The 19,171-nt window shown below is 63.8% G+C and carries 13 protein-coding genes and 2 pseudogenes; 4 read left to right on the top strand and 11 right to left on the bottom strand.

Annotation, left to right across the window (positions count from 1 at the left end; genetic code table 11):
- Positions 1-16: 16 nt before the first annotated feature.
- A pseudogene (locus tag PARN5_RS24530) lies at positions 17-145 on the top strand (IS481 family transposase); the annotation flags it as partial.
- Between the two features lie 10 nt (positions 146-155).
- Here the strand turns inward: PARN5_RS24530 and PARN5_RS0106345 are convergent.
- The 6 genes from PARN5_RS0106345 to PARN5_RS21720 form a co-directional block, all read right to left on the bottom strand.
- On the bottom strand, positions 156-1,874 hold the full coding sequence (locus tag PARN5_RS0106345; protein WP_017998938.1) for a chloride channel protein: 1,719 nt from the start codon (positions 1,872-1,874) through the stop codon (positions 156-158).
- A gap of 213 nt (positions 1,875-2,087) precedes the next feature.
- The gene (gene purU / locus PARN5_RS0106340) at positions 2,088-2,972 is read right to left on the bottom strand and encodes a formyltetrahydrofolate deformylase (RefSeq protein WP_017998937.1); all 885 of its coding nucleotides are present in this window, start codon (positions 2,970-2,972) and stop codon (positions 2,088-2,090) included.
- A 127-nt stretch (positions 2,973-3,099) separates the two neighbouring features.
- Positions 3,100-4,005, bottom strand: coding sequence for a bifunctional methylenetetrahydrofolate dehydrogenase/methenyltetrahydrofolate cyclohydrolase FolD (gene folD, locus PARN5_RS0106335; protein ID WP_017998936.1), 906 nt, complete (start codon positions 4,003-4,005; stop codon positions 3,100-3,102).
- On the bottom strand, positions 4,005-4,931 hold the full coding sequence (locus tag PARN5_RS0106330) for an FAD-binding protein (protein WP_017998935.1): 927 nt from the start codon (positions 4,929-4,931) through the stop codon (positions 4,005-4,007). Before PARN5_RS0106330 ends, folD begins: the two co-directional genes overlap by 1 nt.
- Positions 4,931-5,689, bottom strand: a complete 759-nt coding sequence (locus PARN5_RS0106325; RefSeq protein ID WP_017998934.1) for an electron transfer flavoprotein subunit beta/FixA family protein — start codon at positions 5,687-5,689, stop codon at positions 4,931-4,933. The genes PARN5_RS0106330 and PARN5_RS0106325 overlap by 1 nt, the downstream gene beginning before the upstream one ends.
- Before the next feature lie 17 nt (positions 5,690-5,706).
- Entirely contained in the window at positions 5,707-8,157 is a 2,451-nt protein-coding gene (locus PARN5_RS21720) for an FAD-dependent oxidoreductase (protein ID WP_036744572.1), read from the bottom strand.
- Between the two features lie 61 nt (positions 8,158-8,218).
- Here PARN5_RS21720 and PARN5_RS21715 point away from each other — a divergent pair, with 61 nt between their 5' ends.
- Together PARN5_RS21715 and PARN5_RS0106310 are read left to right on the top strand one after the other, a co-directional pair.
- Positions 8,219-9,754, top strand: a complete 1,536-nt coding sequence (locus PARN5_RS21715) for a PLP-dependent aminotransferase family protein (RefSeq protein WP_232419313.1) — start codon at positions 8,219-8,221, stop codon at positions 9,752-9,754.
- A 66-nt stretch (positions 9,755-9,820) separates the two neighbouring features.
- Positions 9,821-11,044 (top strand): IS256 family transposase, encoded by a 1,224-nt coding sequence (locus PARN5_RS0106310; protein WP_017998931.1) that lies wholly within the window; start codon positions 9,821-9,823, stop codon positions 11,042-11,044.
- Between the two features lie 38 nt (positions 11,045-11,082).
- On the opposite strand, the gene PARN5_RS0106305 is transcribed toward PARN5_RS0106310, so the two are convergent.
- From PARN5_RS0106305 to PARN5_RS0106285, 5 genes are all read right to left on the bottom strand, one after another.
- A complete protein-coding gene (locus PARN5_RS0106305; protein WP_017998930.1) occupies positions 11,083-12,345 on the bottom strand; it encodes an ABC transporter permease subunit in 1,263 nt (420 codons plus the stop codon).
- Positions 12,342-13,148 (bottom strand): ABC transporter ATP-binding protein, encoded by an 807-nt coding sequence (locus PARN5_RS0106300; protein WP_017998929.1) that lies wholly within the window; start codon positions 13,146-13,148, stop codon positions 12,342-12,344. Before PARN5_RS0106300 ends, PARN5_RS0106305 begins: the two co-directional genes overlap by 4 nt.
- Before the next feature lie 7 nt (positions 13,149-13,155).
- The gene (locus PARN5_RS0106295) at positions 13,156-14,151 is read right to left on the bottom strand and encodes an ABC transporter substrate-binding protein (protein ID WP_026155211.1); all 996 of its coding nucleotides are present in this window, start codon (positions 14,149-14,151) and stop codon (positions 13,156-13,158) included.
- A gap of 79 nt (positions 14,152-14,230) precedes the next feature.
- Entirely contained in the window at positions 14,231-16,687 is a 2,457-nt protein-coding gene (locus PARN5_RS0106290) for an FAD-dependent oxidoreductase (protein ID WP_017998927.1), read from the bottom strand.
- Between the two features lie 11 nt (positions 16,688-16,698).
- Positions 16,699-18,045: an aspartate aminotransferase family protein gene (locus PARN5_RS0106285; protein ID WP_026155210.1), complete on the bottom strand. Its 1,347-nt coding sequence runs from the start codon at positions 18,043-18,045 to the stop codon at positions 16,699-16,701.
- A 447-nt stretch (positions 18,046-18,492) separates the two neighbouring features.
- On the opposite strand from PARN5_RS0106285, the pseudogene PARN5_RS23335 reads away from it, so the two are divergent.
- A pseudogene (locus PARN5_RS23335) lies at positions 18,493-19,160 on the top strand (IS3 family transposase); the annotation flags it as partial.
- Between the last annotated feature and the right edge of the window lie 11 nt (positions 19,161-19,171).

The raw sequence follows: 19,171 nt of genomic DNA, 5'->3' as shown, positions 1-19,171 counted from the left end.
GGGCGCTGACGGGGGACACTTTGCCCGTCGGCTCAAGACGCTGAGCGGCCTGACGCCTTACGAATACATCTGCAAGGTCTGGACTTCAGAGCCAGACAGATTCATCGTCGATCCGATCCACCAGATGCCGGGACTGAACACCTAGCGAGAAAGTCCTACGGCGCGCCGATCTCGTCGCTGCGGCGGCTGTCGAGTTCCTGGGCATAGCGCTTGAGACAATAGGCCTCGGTCAGCGAGCCGACGACGCGCGTGGTCGCGGGTCCGTCCAGTACCGGCAGGATCTCCAGTTGCGTGCGCGAGAACAGGTCCAGAACCAGCTGGATGTTATCTTGCCGGAGCACGCGGGCCTCGGCGCCGATCACGCAATCTGCCGCCAGAAGCACCTCGGCCAGATCCGAGATCTCGGGGTCGTGCACCGTTGCCATATCGATGATGCCGGCATAGCGGTCGTGCTCGTCCACGGCGAAGGCGTATTTGCGGCTGCCCAGCGGCAGTTCCTCGCGCAACAGCGCCAGCGGCTGGTGCAGCGGCACGCGGCGGATGTCGCTGCACATCATCCGCCCCGCCGTCAGCTCGCGCACCCAGCCCACGTCATGCGCCCCCAGCAGCGGGATGCCGCGCAGATGGAAGCGCCAGGTCGAGAAGGAATAGCCGAAGGTCAGCCGCACTACGGTCGAGGCGATGAAGGCCGCGGTCAGCACCCCGACGGTAAAGGCGAAATTGCCGGTGATCTCCAGCACCAGGAAAACCATGGTCAGCGGCGCGCCGGTGATGGCGGCGCCGACCGCGGCCATGCCGGCCAGCATGGCGGGGATGCGCAGTTCGGGCAGGCCGGGCAGCGCCAGCACCAGCAGCTGCGCGACCAGCGCCCCCAGCAGGCAGCCGATGAACAGCGACGAGCTGAAGAGCCCGCCGCGGAAACCCACGCCCAGCGACAGGGCCGAGGCGAGGACCTTGCCAAGCAGCAGCAGCGCCACCGCCGCCAGGCCCCAGTTCTGGCTGATATGCACCTGGATCGAGTCGTGCCCGCTGCCCAGGACCTGCGGGCTGGCCAGCGCCATGGCGCCCAGCACCAGCCCGCCGGCCGCCGGCCGTGCCCAAGCCGCCAGCCGGCTTTTCTGGCACAGGCGCTCGAAGACCGAGACCAGCCGCATGGTCGCGGTGCCGACCAGCGCCGCCAGCAATCCGATGACGATGAACAGCGGCAGCAGCGTGTCGGGCAGCGCCATCACCTCGGGCAGGTGGAACAGCGAGCCGTGCGGCTCGACCGCGCGGCGCGCCAGCGTGCCCGAAATCACCGCCGCGCCGATGATGGCGATGTTGCGCGGCGCGTAGGAGCCGTGCACCAGCTCGAAGCCGTAGAACGCGCCTGCCAGCGGCGCGTTGAAGGCCGCGGCGATGGCCGCCGCCGCCCCGGCCGAGGTCAGGCAGCGCTTGTCCTCGCGCCGCAGTCGGAAGGGTTGGGCCACTGCGGAAAACAGGCTGGCGCCGAGCTGGCTGTAGCCCGCCTCCATCCCGACCGAGGCGCCCGACAGGTTCGAGAGCAGCGTGAGCCAGGCCAGCCGCAGCGAATCCCAGACCGACATCTTGCCGCCGTAAAGCGCATTGGCCTCGATCGGGTCGACGATCTCGGCCGGGCGGATGCGCTGCGCGACCAGCGCCCAGACCCCCAGCGCCAGCCCGCCTGCTGCCGGGACCAGCATGTAAGGCCAGACGGGAACTTCATCCAGGCCGCTGAGCGCACCGTCGCTCGGCAGGCCGAACAGCAGCCCCTGCGCCGCCAGAAGCAGCCTGTGCAGGCCCGAGACCGCGAACCCGACGGCGGCGCCCAGCCCGGCCGCCATGACGACCAGTATCGCCTCCTGGTCGCGCAACTGGCGGCGAACTTCGTTGATCCTGCGCAACCAGGGCAAAACGAGGTGGCGTGGAGCGAATTTGCGGACAGGAGGCATGGCTACGGTCTCTGGGGCGGGAAAGTGCTGCAGCTGAGGGCGACGGGCCGGAGAAGGTCAGCCTGCCGCCAGGATTCCCAACAAAAACTGGATGTGGATGAGCGTGAGAGGCTCCAGGGCTGTCCTTCACTACGATCACCCCATCCGCTCGCTGGCGTAGCTGCCGGGGGATGGCGGGAAGACCACGGTCTTGTTGCCGTTCAGGAACACCCGGCGGTGGATATGGGCGTGGATCGCCCGCGCCAGCACCTGGCTTTCCACGTCGCGGCCCAGCGAGACATAATCCTCGGGCGATTGCGCATGGGTCACGCGGATGATGTCCTGCTCGATGATCGGACCCTCGTCGAGGTCGGCGGTCACGTAATGGCTGGTGGCGCCGATCAGCTTCACCCCGCGCTCGAAGGCCTGCTTGTAGGGGTTGGCGCCCTTGAAGCTCGGCAGGAACGAGTGGTGGATGTTGATGATCCGCCCCGACATTTCCTTGCACATCTCGTCCGACAGCACCTGCATGTAGCGCGCCAGCACGATCAGCTCGGCCCCGGTCTCGCGCACGATGCGCATCTGCTCGGCCTCGGCCTGCGGCTTGTTCTCCTTGGTGACCTTGATGCAGTGGAAGGGCAGGTCGTGGTTCACCACCACCTTCTGATAGTCCATGTGGTTCGAGATCACCGCCACGATCTCGATCGGCAAGGCGCCGATGCGCCAGCGATACAGAAGGTCGTTCAGGCAATGGCCGAAGCGGCTGACCATGATCACGACCTTCATCTTCTCGGCCTCGTCATGGAAGGCCGAGACCATGCCGAAGGCCTTGGCGGTCTCGGCGAAATCGGCGCGCAGCTCCTCGAGGCCGACGCCCTCCTCGGACAGGAAGCTGACGCGCATGAAGAACTTGTCGTTCTCCATGTCGTCGAACTGGCTCGAGTCGGTGATGTTGCAGCCCTTCTCGGCAAGATAGCCCGAGATGGCGGCAACGATGCCCCGCGTCGTCGGGCAGGCTACGGTCAGGCAGTATTTGGTCATCGTGCTCTCCACTGTGCCCGGGCGGGGCCCGGCTTCTTTCTTGTGCAAATATCCCGGGGGAACGCGCCCGTGGCCCCACCTTGGGGCCGTTGGCGCGTGGGGGCAGAGCCCCCGCCCCCCGGCAATCTCAGCCGACCAGTTCGGGGTCGGGCAGCCCGTTCGCCCGGCAGCAGGCGGTCAGCGTATTGGCCAAGAGGCAGGCGATGGTCATCGGACCGACGCCGCCCGGCACCGGGGTGATGGCGCCGGCGACCCGGGCCGCGCTGTCGAAATCCACGTCGCCGACCAGCCGGGTGCGGCCGTCCTCCTCGATGCGGTTGATGCCGACGTCGATCACCGTGGCGCCGGGCTTGATCCAGTCGCCCCGGATCATCCCCGGCCGGCCCACCGCCGCGACCAGGATGTCGGCGCTGCGGCAGACCTCGGCCAGGTTCCGGGTGCGGCTATGCGCGATGGTGACGGTGCAGCTGTCGCCCAGCAAGAGCTGCGCCATCGGCTTGCCGACGATGTTCGAGCGCCCGACCACGACCGCGTTCAGTCCCGAGAGATCGCCCAGCCGGTCGCGCAGCATCAGCAGGCAGCCGAGCGGCGTGCAGGGCACCATGCTCTTCTGCCCGGTGCCCAGAAGGCCCACGTTCAGGATGTGGAAGCCGTCGACGTCCTTGGAGGGCTCGATGGCGTTGATGACCGCCTCGGCATCCATATGCGCGGGCAGCGGCAGCTGCACCAGGATGCCATGCACCGCCGGGTCGGCGTTCAGCCGCTGGACCAGCGCCAGCAGCTCCGCCTGCGCGGTCTCGGCCGGCAGCTTGTGCTCCCAGGAGGCCATGCCGGCCTCGCGGGTCTGGATGCCCTTGTTCCGGACATAGACCTCGGAGGCCGGATCCTCGCCCACCAGCACCACGGCCAGCCCCGGCACGATCCCCCGCGCCGCCAGCCCCGCAACCCCGGCGGCAACCTGGCCGCGCAGGCTGGACGCAAAAGCCTTGCCGTCGATGAAAACACCCCGAGTGACTGAAGTGTCCTCAAGCATCACAGCTTCCCTGTGAGTTCCGGGACGGTTGTGAACAGGTCTCCGACGAGGCCGTAGTCGGCGATCTGGAAGATCGGCGCCTCCTCGTCCTTGTTGATCGCCACGATCACCTTCGAATCCTTCATCCCGGCCAGGTGCTGGATCGCGCCCGAGATGCCGACGGCGACATAGAGTTCAGGCGCCACCACCTTGCCGGTCTGGCCGACCTGCCAGTCGTTCGGCGCATAGCCGCTGTCCACCGCCGCGCGCGACGCGCCCACCGCGGCGCCCAGCTTGTCGGCCAGCGCCTCGATCACCGCGAAGCTTTCCTTCGAGCCGACGCCGCGGCCGCCCGAGACCACGCGCCTGGCCGAGGTCAGCTCGGGGCGGTCCGATTGCGCCACCTCGTCCGAGATCCAGCTCGACAGCCCGGGATCGGACGCCGGCGCCGCGTCGGAAACCGCAGCCGCGCCGCCGTCGCCGGCCGCGTCGAAGCTGGCCGTGCGCAGGGTGAAGACCTTTTTCGCGTCCTTCGAGCGCACCACCTGGATGGCGTTGCCGGCATAGATCGGGCGCTCGAAGGTGTCGGCGTCGATCACCGCCGAGACATCCGACAGCACCATCACGTCCAAGAGCGCCGCGACGCGCGGCAGGATGTTCTTGGCATCGGTCGTCGCCGGCGCGGCGATGTGGCTGTAGTCCCCGGCGAGGCCCACGATCAGTGCCGCGGTCGGCTCGGCCAGGCGGTGGCCGTAGAGCGGGGCCTCGGCCACCAGCACCTTCGACACGCCGGCGATCGTCGCGGCCTCGGCCGCGGCGGCTTGCGCCTGCGCGCCCGCCACCAGCACGGTCACATCGCCCAGGCCCTTGACCGCATTCACCGCCTTGGCGGTCGCGTCGCGGTTCAGCGCGCCATCGGTGACTTCACCCAACAGAAGAACGGCCATCAGATCACCCCCGCTTCTTTCAGTTTCGACACCAGCTCGTCGACCGAGCCGACCCGGATGCCGGCCTTGCGGCCCTCGGGCTCGCGCACCGAAACGACTTCCAGGTGCGGCGCGACGTCGACGCCGTAATCGCCCGGGGTCTTTTCATCGAGCGGCTTCTTCTTGGCCTTCATGATGTTCGGAAGGCTCGCATAGCGCGGCTCGTTCAGGCGCAGGTCGGCCGTCACGATCGCCGGCAGCCTGACCTCGATGGTCTGCAAGCCCCCGTCGACCTCGCGGGTGACCTTGGCCTTGCCGCCGTCGAGTTCCAGCTTCGAGGCAAAGGCCGCCTGGCCCCAGCCCAGGATCGCCGAGAGCATCTGGCCGGTGGCGTTCATATCGTTGTCGATGGCCTGCTTGCCGGCGATCACCAGCTCGGTGCCCTCGGCCTTGGCCACCGCGGCGAGGATCTTCGCCACCGCCAGCGGCTCGATGTCCTGCTGCACGTCATCGGCGGCGACGACCAGGATCGCCCGGTCGGCGCCCATGGCCAGCGCGGTGCGCAGCGTCTCCTGGGCCTGCTTGACGCCAATGGAAACGGCGATCACCTCCTCGGCCTGGCCCTTCTCCTTCAGCCGGATCGCCTCCTCGACCGCGATCTCGTCGAACGGGTTCATCGACATCTTCACATTCGCAAGATCGACACCCGTGCCGTCAGCCTTCACTCGGGCCTTCACGTTGTAGTCGATCACGCGCTTCACTGGCACGAGAACCTTCATCGTTTGCTTACCTTTCTTCAGGATACTGTCTCTGGTGGATTTGCCTTGGCGGATGCGGCGCGTAGCCGGCCATTGCCCGGATCGAAGGGCACGGTGTCCAGCATCCGGGCCGGATAGTCTTGGCCCAGTATTTCGATCGTCATCTCCCGGTCCGGTAGCGGACTGCGGAAATAGCACAGAGCCAGCATCAGTCCGGTGCGGCAACCATACGCCCCCGAAGTGACCAGACCCACGACCCGATCCCCGAACTTGACGGGGTGGCCAAAGAAGGGTGGCTGCTCCACTCCTTCGACACTTACAAGCGCCATGGACCAGTGATCGGGCGAAGTTCGGCGGGCGAGCAGGGCGTCGCGACCGGTAAAGACACGCCGTTCAACGGACACGAGGGCATCCAGCCCGGCCTCGCAGGGTGTGCGCTCGCTGATAAGATCGCTGCCCCAAGCCCGATAGCCCTTTTCCAGTCGCATGGAGTCCGCCGCGAATGCGCCGTAATAGCCCAATCCCAGATCGCGACCAGCCTCTTCGAGCGCCCTGAAGACGGTGACCGTGTGGTCACGGGGAATGTGCAATTCCCAGCCCAACTCGCCGACATAGGACATGCGTAGCGCGATGACCGCGATCTGTGCCACCTGGATCCTCTGCACGGAAAGCCACGGGAATGCCGTGTCCGACAGGTCCGAGTCGCCTAGACGCGACAGCAATTCGCGTGATTTCGGTCCCATGACCGCGATGGCACCGTAATCCTCGGTTACGTTGCGCAGGGTCACGTCGAAGCGTTGCGCAAGATGGCGCAACAGGTCTTCGTCGCGTTCTTCCGCAGCAGCGGCGCTTGTCAATAGGGCCCGGCCGTTGTCGAGAAGGCTGACAGTGAATTCCGAATGAACGCCGCCTTGCGGCGTCAGTGCATGGGTCAGGCCGATGCGGCCGATCCGAGGCGGTCGGTTCGCGCCAAGCTCTGCAAGGAAGTCCAGCAGGTCGATGCCCTCGACCATGAATTTCGAGAGCACGGAAATATCCTGAAGTGCGACGGTGGTCGTGGTCGCATCAACCTCCCGCTGCACATGGGGTTGCCAGTCGGGAGTTCCGAAACCGGGCTGCGAGATGGCGCCGGGTTTGTCTGAAAACCAGTTTGGTCGTTCCCAGCCATGCACGGCGCCCATGACGGCCCCACGCTCCAGCATCAGCTCGTGCAGTGGGGTCGTGCGACGATTGCGCGCGGCAGGACGCTCCTCGTGCGGGTAGTGGATGCCGAACTGCAGGCCGTAGGCCTCAATGGCTTTTTCCACGCGATAGTCGCGGCCCGCCCATATGCCGAACCGGCGGCTGTCAACGGCATGCGCCTCCATCGGCGGCGCGCCATGCGTCATCCAATGCGCGAGGAACCAGCCCGCGCCGCCCCCTTCCATCACCCCCATGGACGAGCCCGTCAGCAGCCATGCGCCTTCGAGGCCGTGGGCGGGTCCTATCAACGGATTTGCGTCGGGCGTGTATGTGATCGGGCCGTTGACGACGGACTTGATTCCGCCGTCGCCAAGTGCCGGGATGCGCGCCATCGCCGCCTCGATGATGGATTCGATGCGGTCGAGTTCCGGCGGCAGCAGTTCGGCGCCGAATTCGGGTGGCACGCCGTCGATGGACCATGCCGGCGCATGGCGTTCGTAGGGGCCAAGGATCAGCCCGTCGCGTTCCTGGCGGACATACCAGCTTTCCTCGGGGTCGCGGATGATCGGCAGTTCGGGCAGTCCGGCCGCAAGCCGCTCGGCTACGACCGGCACGGTATCCGTCACCAGATATTGGTGCAGCATCGGCACAGAGGGGATGTTCAGGCCCATCATCCGGCCGATCTCCCACCCCCAGGTGCCGGCCGCATTAACGACGTGGCGGGTGCGGATCGTGCCCTTGGCTGTTTCGACCAGCCAGTGATCGTCGTCTCGGGTAATGCCGAGAACCGGGCTTTGGCGCATGATCCGGCCCCCGCCCTCACGCGCGACCTTGGCCATCGCGTTGGTGGCCAGCGTTGGATCCACATGGCCGTCATCGGGTTCGTAAATGCCGCCCAGTAGCCCGTCGAGCTGCGCCAGCGGATGCAGTTCCGCGATCTGGGCGGGGGTGACGACGCGAAGGTCGAAGCCGGTGAACTTCGACAGGCCTGCCACATGGGCGAACTCGGTCATGCGATCGGCCGAGCGGGTCACGCGCATGGCGCCGGAGCTGTGAAAGCCGCAGTCCTCGCCCGTGCGCGCGGGCAGGATGTCGCGGTAAAGCCGCACCGAGGTCGCGCGTAGCATCTGGATCGTCGGACTATGCGAGAAATGCGTGCAAAGTCCCGCCGCGTGCCAGGTCGAGCCGTGGGTCAGATCGTTCTTTTCGACCAGGATCACATCGCTCCAGCCCAGTTCGACCAGATGGTAAAGCAGCGAAACGCCCATAGCGCCGCCGCCGACAATGACTACCTGAGCCTGCTCCATGTCGTATCGCCCTTTCTTGCCGACGTAAGGTCAGGGCTATTGAAACGCGGTGCAGAGAGGCATGGAAAGGGACAGTTGGAAGGAATATAAGGGACAGATCCTGCTTGCCTGCAAAGGACCAGATATGGGGCTATCGAAATCACCTCTTTTTCGCCTACCGCGTGGTTCCCGGCTGCAGTTGCGCGATCAGATTTGCGAAGTCGTCAGTGCGGCGATTGCGAGAGGGGCGCTGGCGCCCGATTTGGCGCTACCCTCCTGCAGGGAGCTTGCCCAGCAATTACGGGTGTCGCGCAACACGGTCTTTGCCGCATATAGCCGACTAGTTGACGAGGGGCTCCTCGAAGCGCGCGACCGCTCGGGCTATTATGTCGCAAGTGCGGAATCGCGACTGATCCGACCCGAATCAGAATCGGATGAAGATGATCCGGTTGCGCCATCTCCCATGCCCGGCTTGGCAATGCCGCCATCGCGGATGGTTCATGTGCGCCACCCCGAGGATTGGTCCCATTATCCCTATCCCTTCATTTACAATCAGACGGACCCTCGTTTCTTTCCCATTGATGCTTGGCGGGAGTGTTCACGGCAGGCGCTCAGCCGGCGCACCGTTGCCGATTGGACGCGAGATTCCATCAAGGGCGACAGCCCACATCTTTTGCAGCAGATTCGCCAGCGCCTGCTGGTCTATCGTGGCATCGCGGCGACGAACGAAGAGGTGATGATTACGTTGGGCGCACAGAACGCCCTGTCGATCATCGGACTGTTGATGCGCAATGCGGAAGGATCGGTCGCGGTCGAGGATCCGGGTTTCCCCGATGCCCGCAACGCCTTTCTTGTCGCGGGCAACCGCCTTTCCCCGGTCCCGGTCGATACCGGAGGACTCGTGGTCGAGGCGTTGCCTCGGAATTGCAAGCTGGTCTATGTCACGCCCAGCCACCAGTTTCCGACTTCGGTCACAATGGCGCACAACCGGCGCGAGGCGCTGCTGGCCGCCGCCTCCAGACATCGCTTCCTGATCCTCGAGGATGATTACGAGGCCGAACTCGACACCGTCAAGAAGCCCGAGCCTTCGTTGCGAGCCATAGATACGACTGGCCGAGTGATCTATGTCGGCAGTATGTCCAAGACGCTGTCTCCGGGATTGCGGCTGGGCTTCATCGTCGCGCATCGCGACGTGATCAGTGAGGCTCGTGCTGTCCGCCACGCCATGTTGCGTCACGCTCCGACGTTGATGCAGGAGACGATGGCCTATTTTCTGCGGCTCGGCTACTACGATATCCATCTGCGCCGGTCCGTGCGGCGCAGAAGAGAGCGGTGGCAGCGCATGGACGCGGCCGTGCGCGATTATCTGCCGCAATTTGCGGTCCAGAGCAGCGGGGGAACGTCGTTCTGGCTGACCGGCCCGGAAGGCTTCGATTCCAGTGATTTCTGTCGGCGATTGCTGGCGCGCGGCGTGATCGTTGACGATGGCGCGGTGTTTTACATGCACGGTGACATACGGCGTTCGTTCCGCATGAGCTTTGCGCTGGCTGATGCCGTCCAGATCGATGCCGGAATACGGTTGATCGCGGAGGAGGCGGAATCTCTTCCGCCTCCATGAGGTTCAGCGGGACTATCCTGAATTTTGTGCGCTGACGTGGTAACTGCTTTGAGAGGAGACCCACGTATGAGCATCGACAAAGACCTGCTTGACCGGCTGATGGAAGGCCGCTCGGCTGGCGATCTGTTTGGCAAGGCCGGCATCCTGGCGGAACTGACCAAGGCGCTGGCGGAACGTGCGCTGAGCACGGAGATGGACGTCCATCTCGGTGAAGAGCGGGCAGAGGAAGCGCCTGAGGGCCAGAACCACCCTCTCAACCGCCGCAACGGGCGCAGCCAGAAGACGGTGACCACCGACAGTGGCAAGGTTGTCCTGGACATTCCGCGCGACCGCAACGGCAGCTTCGATCCGCTGCTGATCGCCAAATATCAGCGCCGCTTTCCCGAGTTCGACCGCAAGATCGTCAGCATGTATGCCCGGGGGATGACGACCCGCGAGATCCAGGGTCATATCGAGGAAATCTACGGCGTCGAGGCATCGCCGAGCTTGATTTCTGTGATCACTGACGCGGTCATGGAGGAGGTCACCGCATGGCAGAACCGCCCCTTGGAGCCCTGCTATCCGATCGTCTTCATGGACGCGATCCGGGTCAATATCCGTAGCGACGGGGCGGTCTCGAACAAGGCGGTCTTCGTGGCCCTGGCGGTTTTGCCGGACGGCACGCGGGACGTTCTGGGCCTGTGGTTCCAGGCCAATGAGGGCGCCAAGTTCTGGGCCAAGGTGCTCAGCGATCTGCGCAACCGGGGCGTCCAGGACATCCTGATCGCCGTCGTGGACGGGCTGAAGGGCTTCCCACAGGCCATCGAGGCGGCGTTCCCAGGCACCCGGATCCAAACCTGCATTGTCCATCTGCTGCGCCATTCCATGAACTTCGCCAGCTATAAGGACCGCAAGGCCGTCGCCGTAGCCCTCAAGGCGATCTACACGGCGGTGGATGCCGACGCGGCCGAACTGGCCCTGGCAGAGTTCGAGGACAGCGATCTGGCCAGACGGTCTCCGGCGATTGCGCCGAGTTGGCGCCGGGCCTGGAACGAGGTCATCCCGTTTCTCGACTACCCACCTGAGGTGCGCAGGCTGATCTACACCACGAATTCCATTGAGGCCTTGAACTCGAAAATCCGCCGCGCCGTCAGAACCCGGGGCCACTTCCCAAGCGACGACGCAGCGGCGAAATTGATCTATCTGGCGCTCAATGCTACTTCCACCGAGTGGAAGCGCTCGGTGCGCGAATGGCACGCTGTCAGAAGCCAGCTCGCCATCATTTTCGAAGAACGCTTCCCAATGACGTAAGAAAACGTGTCAGGCACAAAATTCGGCACAGTCTCGGTTCAGCCGCGACCTTTCCATGGCACCAGCCAGCATTCGGCTTGCCGCATCAGCATGTCGATGCCGTAACCGATAATGCCGATCATGATGATACCCATGACCACGACATCGGTCATCTGGAATTTTGAGGCGCTGATGATCATCATTCCCGCCCCGGCCTGCGCGGCAACCAGTTCTGCCGCGACCACGGTGCCCCAGCACACCCCCATCGCCATGCGCGCACCGGTAAAGATGTCAGGCAGCGAGTTTGGGATGATGACATGATGCAGGATCTGCCGGCGCGATGCCCCCAGTGAAAAGGCCGCATGGATCTTTGACAGCCGTATTCCTGACACGCCCGAGCGCGCCGCAATCGTCATGATCCACAGCGAAGCCAGAAACAGAAGCACGATCTTGCCGGTCTCGCCGATCCCGAACCAGATGATGACCAGAGGGATCAGTGCCAAAGGAGGCACCGGACGCATAAACTCGACGATCGGGTCGAACCAGCCCCGGAACCAGCCTGAAAGACCCATTGCATATCCCAGTGGAATGCCGATAGCCGCTCCGGCCAGAAATCCGCCGATGACGCGCATCAGCGACAGGCCCAGATGCTGCCACAACGGCGTATTCTGATAGCCGTCGTTTGCAATCTGGAAGAAGCGCGCTACGACGGCCTCGGGTGAAGGCAACCATGTCGGTTCGATCAGCCATCCGCTGTCCGGGCGAACGCTGAGGGCACCGCGCCCGGTCAGCATAACCTTGCCGCCGGGAACGGAAACGGTCTGGCCCGGCGTGATTTGCTGCCCTTGAACCGAGCTGACGCGATAACCGGGGTTTGCGGCTGCCGGGTCGTTCTCGGTCGGCCTGACAAGCACTGTCCGGCCCGGTTCGGTGGTGGCCAGATCGTCGCGGGTCATCTGGTCGGGGTCGGCATCGTCTGTTGGCGCACCGGGCTGACCGTTCGTCTTGTCGCCTACCTTTATCGTGATATGGGCCGTGCCCTGCTGGCCAGCATCGTCGGTTACGCCATAGCTGAAGCGCATCTCACCAGTGAAGGGGCCGGGCATATGGACCGGCACCAGCTTCGAGCCGGTGAATGCGCCCCAGATCAGGAAGATGACCAGTATGGAAATCACCGAGGCAACCCTGTCCGGGGTGATCGCGCTCTCGTCGCCGAAAGTGACGGTTTTACGGGCGGCAAAGCCTTTGCGCTTGCTGCGCATAGCCCGCACCAGCAAGGCCGAGATGGAGAAAAGCCCGATATATACTGCCAAAACGATCACGATGCGTCCTCCGCCTGGCCCATGATTTCCTCTTCCATGCCCCAGATCATCGACAGGATTTCTTCGCGGGTCTCGGTAAAGCTCTTGGATTTCTTGACGTCGCGGAGGCTGCTATCGATGCCCTGTTCTGCAAAAGGTGGCGTGTATTCGCGGTGGATCCGGCCCGGTCGCGGGGCCATGACCAGCAGCCGCTGGCCGAGCAGCAATGCTTCCTCGACCGAATGGGTGATAAGGATGACGGTTTTGCCGGTTTCCTTCCAGAGCTTCAGGATCAGGCCCTGCATTTTTTCCCGAGTCAGCGCGTCGAGGGCGCCTAGGGGCTCGTCCATCAGGATCACATCCGGTTCATTTGCCAGACATCGAGCCAGCGCGACGCGTTGCTGCATGCCGCCTGAAAGTTCATAGACGGCCTTGTCGCGAAACCCGGCCAGACCGACCGCTGCCAGCAGGTGGTCGGTTTGGGCTTCGCGTTCGCGTCGGGGCACGCCCTTCATGCGTGGGCCGAACTCGATATTCTGGCCGACATTCATCCATTCGAAAAGCGCCCCCTGCTGAAAGACCATGCCCAGTTCGGGATCCGGGCCGGTGACGGGCCTGCCGTTCAAGGTGATCCGTCCCTCGCTGGGCGACAAGAACCCGGCGATGATGTTCAGAAGCGTGGTCTTGCCGCAGCCAGAGGGGCCGAGCACCGACAGCAGGGTTCCTTTCTCGACCGTCAGCGAGACATCGCGCAACGCCTCGACCACCCGCCCTCGCGGCAGGTCGAAACGCATCGACAGATTTTCGATCTCAAGCCCGGACATGGCGAGCCTATTCTGCAGAGGCCGCTTTCAGCGGCCCGGCGTTGACGAAGTCGTCATAGCTGTCCAACGATGCGTGGATATTGCCAGTTTGTGCGAAGAGATCCGCAACCTCTTTCATATAGGCCTGCACCCCGCCGCCCAGCCATTTTTCCGACAGCCGTTCCTGTATGGTCGGAAAGGTAAAAAGCGCCAGCGTCGTCGAGGCGGCGGCATCGTCCACGCCGGCACCGGCGGCGATGACCGGCAGCATCTCGTCGCGTGTTGCCCCCTGGGTCCAGGCGACATTGGCCTGATCGGTGACTTTCAGGAAGGCCTCGACCAAATCGGGATTCTCGTCGATGAAGGTCCGTGGGGCGGTGACGAAATCGACCACTAGAATGCCGACACTTTCTTTCTCGCTGCCGGACATCAGCATGTCGCCGCTTTCCTTCATGCGCAGCAGCGCGCCGCCCCAGCCGCAAGCCACATCGACCGCGCCTTGCGACAGGGCAGCAGCGCCGTCGGCGGGAGCCATGTCCACGACCTGCACGTCCTCGGGCTTCAGGCCGAAATGCTCGATCTGCTTGAGGAAGCTGAAATGGGTGACGGTGCCCAGCGGCAAAGCCACCTTCTTGCCGGCCAGGTCGCTGATGTTCTCGGCCGAGATGTCCAGATCCGAGCGGATGACGCAGTTTTCGTTATCGGAATAGGAAACCGCCAGATCCACGATCTGTATGTCCTGTCCCGCAGAGGCGCTGGTCACGACCGGCGGCACCGCCATGCCGACCGCCATCTGCACGTCGCCCGAGGCCATGGCGGCGATCATCGCGGTTCCCGTGTCGAAACTGCGCCAATTGACCTTGACCCCCAACGCCTCGTCATAAAGTCCCTTTGCGCGGGCGTATTCCAGAGGTAGCGGCCATTCGGGAAACACCGCAACGGTAATTTGATCCAGTGCAAGCGCGGGGCAGGCACTGATCATCCCCAGTGTGATGCCACCCAGGAGCATTTGGCGAATCATCATTTGCGTTCTTCTCCATGTTGGTTGCTGCCCGGCCTATCCGGGCAGTCTGGTCATTGCCGCGTCTCGCGCGCGGTTGTCGTCAAAGCCTTGTGCGTTCCGGATCGTAAAAGGGGGCCAGTTGCACCCGTGCGGCATGGTGGGTTCCCGCGATTTCAACCAGCCATCGGCCGCTTTCCAGCCAGTCCTTGCTGACGCCTGCCGGGTTGTTCACATAGCCCATGCCGAGTGAAAGGTTCACCCGATGCCCCCATGCCCCCGAGGTGATCGAGCCGACGATCTGCCCGTCGCGCAGGATTGGCTCCTCGTGATACATCAGCGGGGCATCCGGCCCGTCGTCCATCAGGGCGATATTGACCATGCGTTTACGCGGCAGGCCCGCTGCCTTTTGCGCCAAGATGGCCTCGCGGCCGATGAAATCGGGTTTGTCCAGCGCCACGGCAAAGCCCAAGCCGGCCTCGATCGGCGTATCCTCTTCCGTGATGTCATGGCCCCAGTGCCGGTAGCCCTTTTCCATCCGGCAATTGTTCAGCGTGTGGAAACCCGCCGGGACCAGACCAAAGCGCGCACCGGCCTGCCAGATGCGGTCAAAAACATGCGGTGCGAATTCGGCGGGAACGTAGAGCTCCCATCCCAGTTCGCCGACGTAGGTGATCCGGCTGGCGCGCAGGCGGGCATAGCCGATCTCGATCTCGCGCGAGGTCGCGAAGGGGAAGGCGGCATCCGACATGTCCTCGCCGCTGACCGCTTCCAGCAATGCGCGCGAATTCGGCCCCATGATTGCCAGCATGGGCAGGCCCGAGGTCATGTCGGTCGCCACGCAGAGCGCGTCTGCCGGGATATGGTGTTGCAGCCATGCCATGTCCCGGGTCTGCGCGCCGGCGGCGGTGACGATCAGGTAGCGGTCATGGGCCAGCCGGGTCACGGTCACGTCGGCCTCGATGCCGCCGCGTTCGTTCAGCCATTGCGTATAGACGATTCGACCCGGTTCGACATCGACCTGGTTGGCGCAGATACGGTTCAGGACCCTGCCGCTGTCGGCGCCCTGCACCAGGAATTTTGCATAGGAGGACTGATCGAAGATTGCGCAGCCTTCGGCCATCGCTTTTGCTTCATGTTCGGCGCAGGGCCACCAGTTCTGGCGGGCAAAGGAGTAGACGTATTCCGGCGCTACGCCATCACGAGCGAACCAGTTCGGACGTTCCCAGCCCATGAATTCCCCGAATACCGCACCCAGCCCCGCCATGCGGTCGTGAAGCGGTGATCTACGGGCGTCGCGAGCTGTGACATGCTGGCGATAGGGCCAGTGCATCGCGTAGACGAGGCCCACGGTTTCTCGGCTGCGATCTTCGAGATAGCGGCGTGAGGACTGGAACGGTTGCATGCGGCGGATGTCCATGCCGTTCACGTCCATCGGCGGGTGGCCGTCCCGTATCCATTGCGACAGGATGAGGCCGGCCCCCCCCGAGGACATGATCCCGATCGAGTTGAACCCGGCTGCAACGAACAGGTCGCGCAGTTCTGGCACCTCGCCCAGATGATAGTTGCCGTCGGGGGTAAAGCTTTCCGGTCCGTTGAAGAACAGCGAAATCCCGGCATTCTCCAGCATCGGCATGCGGCGCACCGCTGTTTCGAGGATCGGCGCGAAGTGGTCGATATCCTCGGGCAGGGTGACAAAACGGTGGTCGTCGCCGATGCGCGGCGCGGCCCACGGCTTCGCCTCGGGTTCGAAGGCCCCGAGCAGCAGCTTGCCGGCATCCTCTTTGTAATAGGCATATTCGTCGAACACACGGACGAACGGCATGTCGCGCGGCAGCTCCGGCATGGCTTCGGTCACAGCATAGAAATGCTCGACCGCGTGCAAGGGAATGTTGACGCCGATGCTGCGGCCCAGCTCCTGCGACCACATGCCGGCAGCGATCACCAGCTTGTCGCACATGATCGTGCCCTGATTGGTCTCGACGCCTGAAACGCGGCCTTTCTCTGTCAGGATCCGCAACACGCAGACGTCTTCGCTGATGCGGGCACCGGCGCGGCGTGCGCCTATGGCGTAGGCCTGCGTCAGGTCGATGGGGTTGATGGTGCCGTCCCTGGGTAGGAAAATGCCGCCCCGTATGCCATCTAGATCGAAATGCGGCAGCATTCGGCCAATGTCCGAAACGGTTAGTTGTTCGACTTCCAGCCCGAAATTGCGGCCCATGGAGGCGCCGCGTTGCAGTTCCTCCATCCGTGCATCGGTCATTGCGACCGAGATGGCACCGTTCTGACGAAAACCGGTCGCCTGTCCGGTTTCGCGTTCCAGCTCGGCGAACATCTCGGCCGAGTATTTTGCCAGTTCGGTCAGGTTGCGGCTCTGGCGCAACTGGCCGACCAGCCCGGCGGCGTGCCATGTCGTGCCGCTGGTGAGCCGGTGGCGTTCCAGCACGATGGTGTCGGTGATGCCCAGCTTTGCCAGATGCCAGGCGATCGACGTGCCGATGACGCCACCGCCGATGATCGCGACATTGACGTGGGCGGGCAGGCTTTGCGCTTGAGTCATCACCGCCTCCGTCAGCCTGCCAGCGTTTCGCGGAAGGATTTCTCGAAAGCGTCGATGATCGGCTTGACATCATCCTGCGACAGGCACAGCGGCGGCACCATGCGCAAAACGTTGCGGTAATTGCCGGATTTCGACATGACGAGACCGTTCTGCCGGGTCCGCTCGAATATCTCGGCGGTGATCTCTGGCGCGGGCTCCTTGGATTTGCGGTCTTTGACCAGTTCGACAGCCATCATGAAGCCGCAACCACGCACTTCGCCGATCACCTCGTAGCGCTGCATCAGATCTTGCAGGCGCGCCTTGATTTCGGCCCCGACAACCCGAGCGTTCTCGATCAGGTTGTCTTCTCGGATCACCTGCAACACAACGCGGCCCGCAGCGCAGGCGACAGGGTTTGCACCATAGGTGTGGAACAGGAACTTTTGGCTCATCGCCTCGGCGACTTCGCGCTTGACGACGACCGCGCCTAGCGGAATGCCGTTGCCGATGCCCTTGGCCATGACGACGATGTCGGGAACAACGCCATGGGCCTCAAACCCCCACATGCCCGCCCCGGTCTTGCCGAAGCCCGACTGCACCTCGTCGATGATCAGCAAGCCCCCGGCCGCGCGAACCCGCTCGGCTGCGCCCTTGATATAGCCGTCGGGCATGACCACGATCCCGCCATATCCCTGCACGGGCTCAATGAACATACCGGCCAGCCGACCGGAGGTGGTGCAGGAAATCACCCGGTCTAGTTCGTCCAGATAGGGCTGGGCGCCAGCACCGAAGGCGCCGCGATAGTCGTTCGGCTCGGCCGCGAAGGTGACATTGGGCAGCAGAGCGGCATTGTGGCGGAAGTTCTGCACGCCGCTGAGCGTCTGGGCGCCATAGGTCGCGCCGTGATAGGAGTTGCGCAACGCCACCACATCCTGATTGCCAGTGTGGATGCGCGACAGCATCAGCGCAAGGTCGATGGCCTCGGTGCCGGAATTGGTGAAATGAACGACCCAGTCGTGACCCGCCGGCATGGTTGCCACCAGTTCCTCCGCGAAATGCGCGGGCACGGGATGGTGGAACATGGTCGTGCAATGCGCCAGGTTTTCCATCTGCTCGCGGACGGCCGCGACGACCCCCGGATGGGCGTGGCCGATGCTGATGCAAAGGTTCATCCCCAAAAGGTCGATCAGCTTGTTGCCCTGTTCGTCCCAGACATATTGCCCCTGCCCACGGCGGATGATCAGGGGATTGCGATAGGGTACGAAGGACCGCTGTGTTGCCGCATAATAGGTATCGCGACGGTTGATGATAGCGTCGCGCGACCAGTCCACAGGCAGGCAGCCGATCGTCTCTTTCGTTGGCATTGCGTGATCCTCCATTTGTATTCCTCTTCTGTGCGCCAGTCCGGAGCCCGGCGATGTTGTATGCCTTGCCTCGATAAAGACCTCGGTATGCGAGGACATAAAGTGACAGATCAGGGGTTTCGTGGGGACAGATGCCAATGGCGGGCGAGTGTCTGCGTGATGTACATCTCTGGAATGTTTCGAAGGGCCGTAGCCTTGAGCCTGGAGCAGGTTGTGATCCTGACTGGTACGGCGCCCGACCTCGCTGGCCTCGACCGCGGTGATTGCGGGCATGGCGTGGACACCACCAAAGGTTGAGTGGCGGCATCCAGGTAGGCACCACCTTGGCGAGAAAACGATCCAGGCTGGAAGTGCTGCTCAGTTAGTCGCAGTTGCGGCTGTCGTTCCGGGACCGTCTGGCTGATCGGCCCCCACGGACGGGTCCACCTTGAAGTATGGTTTTGACCATGAAGGAGGACCACAATGGCAAACAAGCGACACAAGCCCGACGAGATCGTCACGAAGCTTCGGCAGGTTGAGGTTTTGCGCGGCCAAGGCATGGCGATGGCGGATGCCGTTCGCCAGATCGGCGTTTCCGAACTGACGTTCTACCGGTGGCGCAAGCAATATGGCGGCATGAGCCGTGACCAGCTTCGGCAGTTGAAGGATCTCCAGAAGGAGAACGAACGGCTTCGCAAGGCGGTGGCGGATCTGACGCTGGACAAGCTGATCCTGACGGAGGCTGCGCGGGGAAACTTCTGAGCCCCTCGCGTCGCCGTGCCTGCATCGACCATGTTCGCTCGGTTCTGCCGAAGCGCGTGTCGGAGCGCCGGGTATGCCTCGTGCTTGGGCAGCATCGCTCCACGCAGCGGCGTATTCCTCGCGGCCGGGACGACGAGCAGCAACTGACCGAGGACATCGTTGCACTGGCCCGCCGCTATGGCCGCTACGGCTATCGCAAGATCGCCGAGCTTCTGCGCAGCCAGATGGGCTGGGTGGTCAACGACAAGCGGGTCGAGCGCATCTGGCGGCAAGAGGGGCTGAAGGTTCCAGCCAAACAACCGAAGAAAGGCCGGCTCTGGCTCGCCGACGGATCATGCATCCGCCTGCGCGCCGAGCGGCCCAACCATGTCTGGTCCTACGACTTCGTCGGGCATTGCCA

The organism is Paracoccus sp. N5 (assembly GCF_000371965.1).
GTDB lineage: Bacteria > Pseudomonadota > Alphaproteobacteria > Rhodobacterales > Rhodobacteraceae > Paracoccus.
This window is presented reverse-complemented; position numbering and strand designations above follow the sequence as displayed.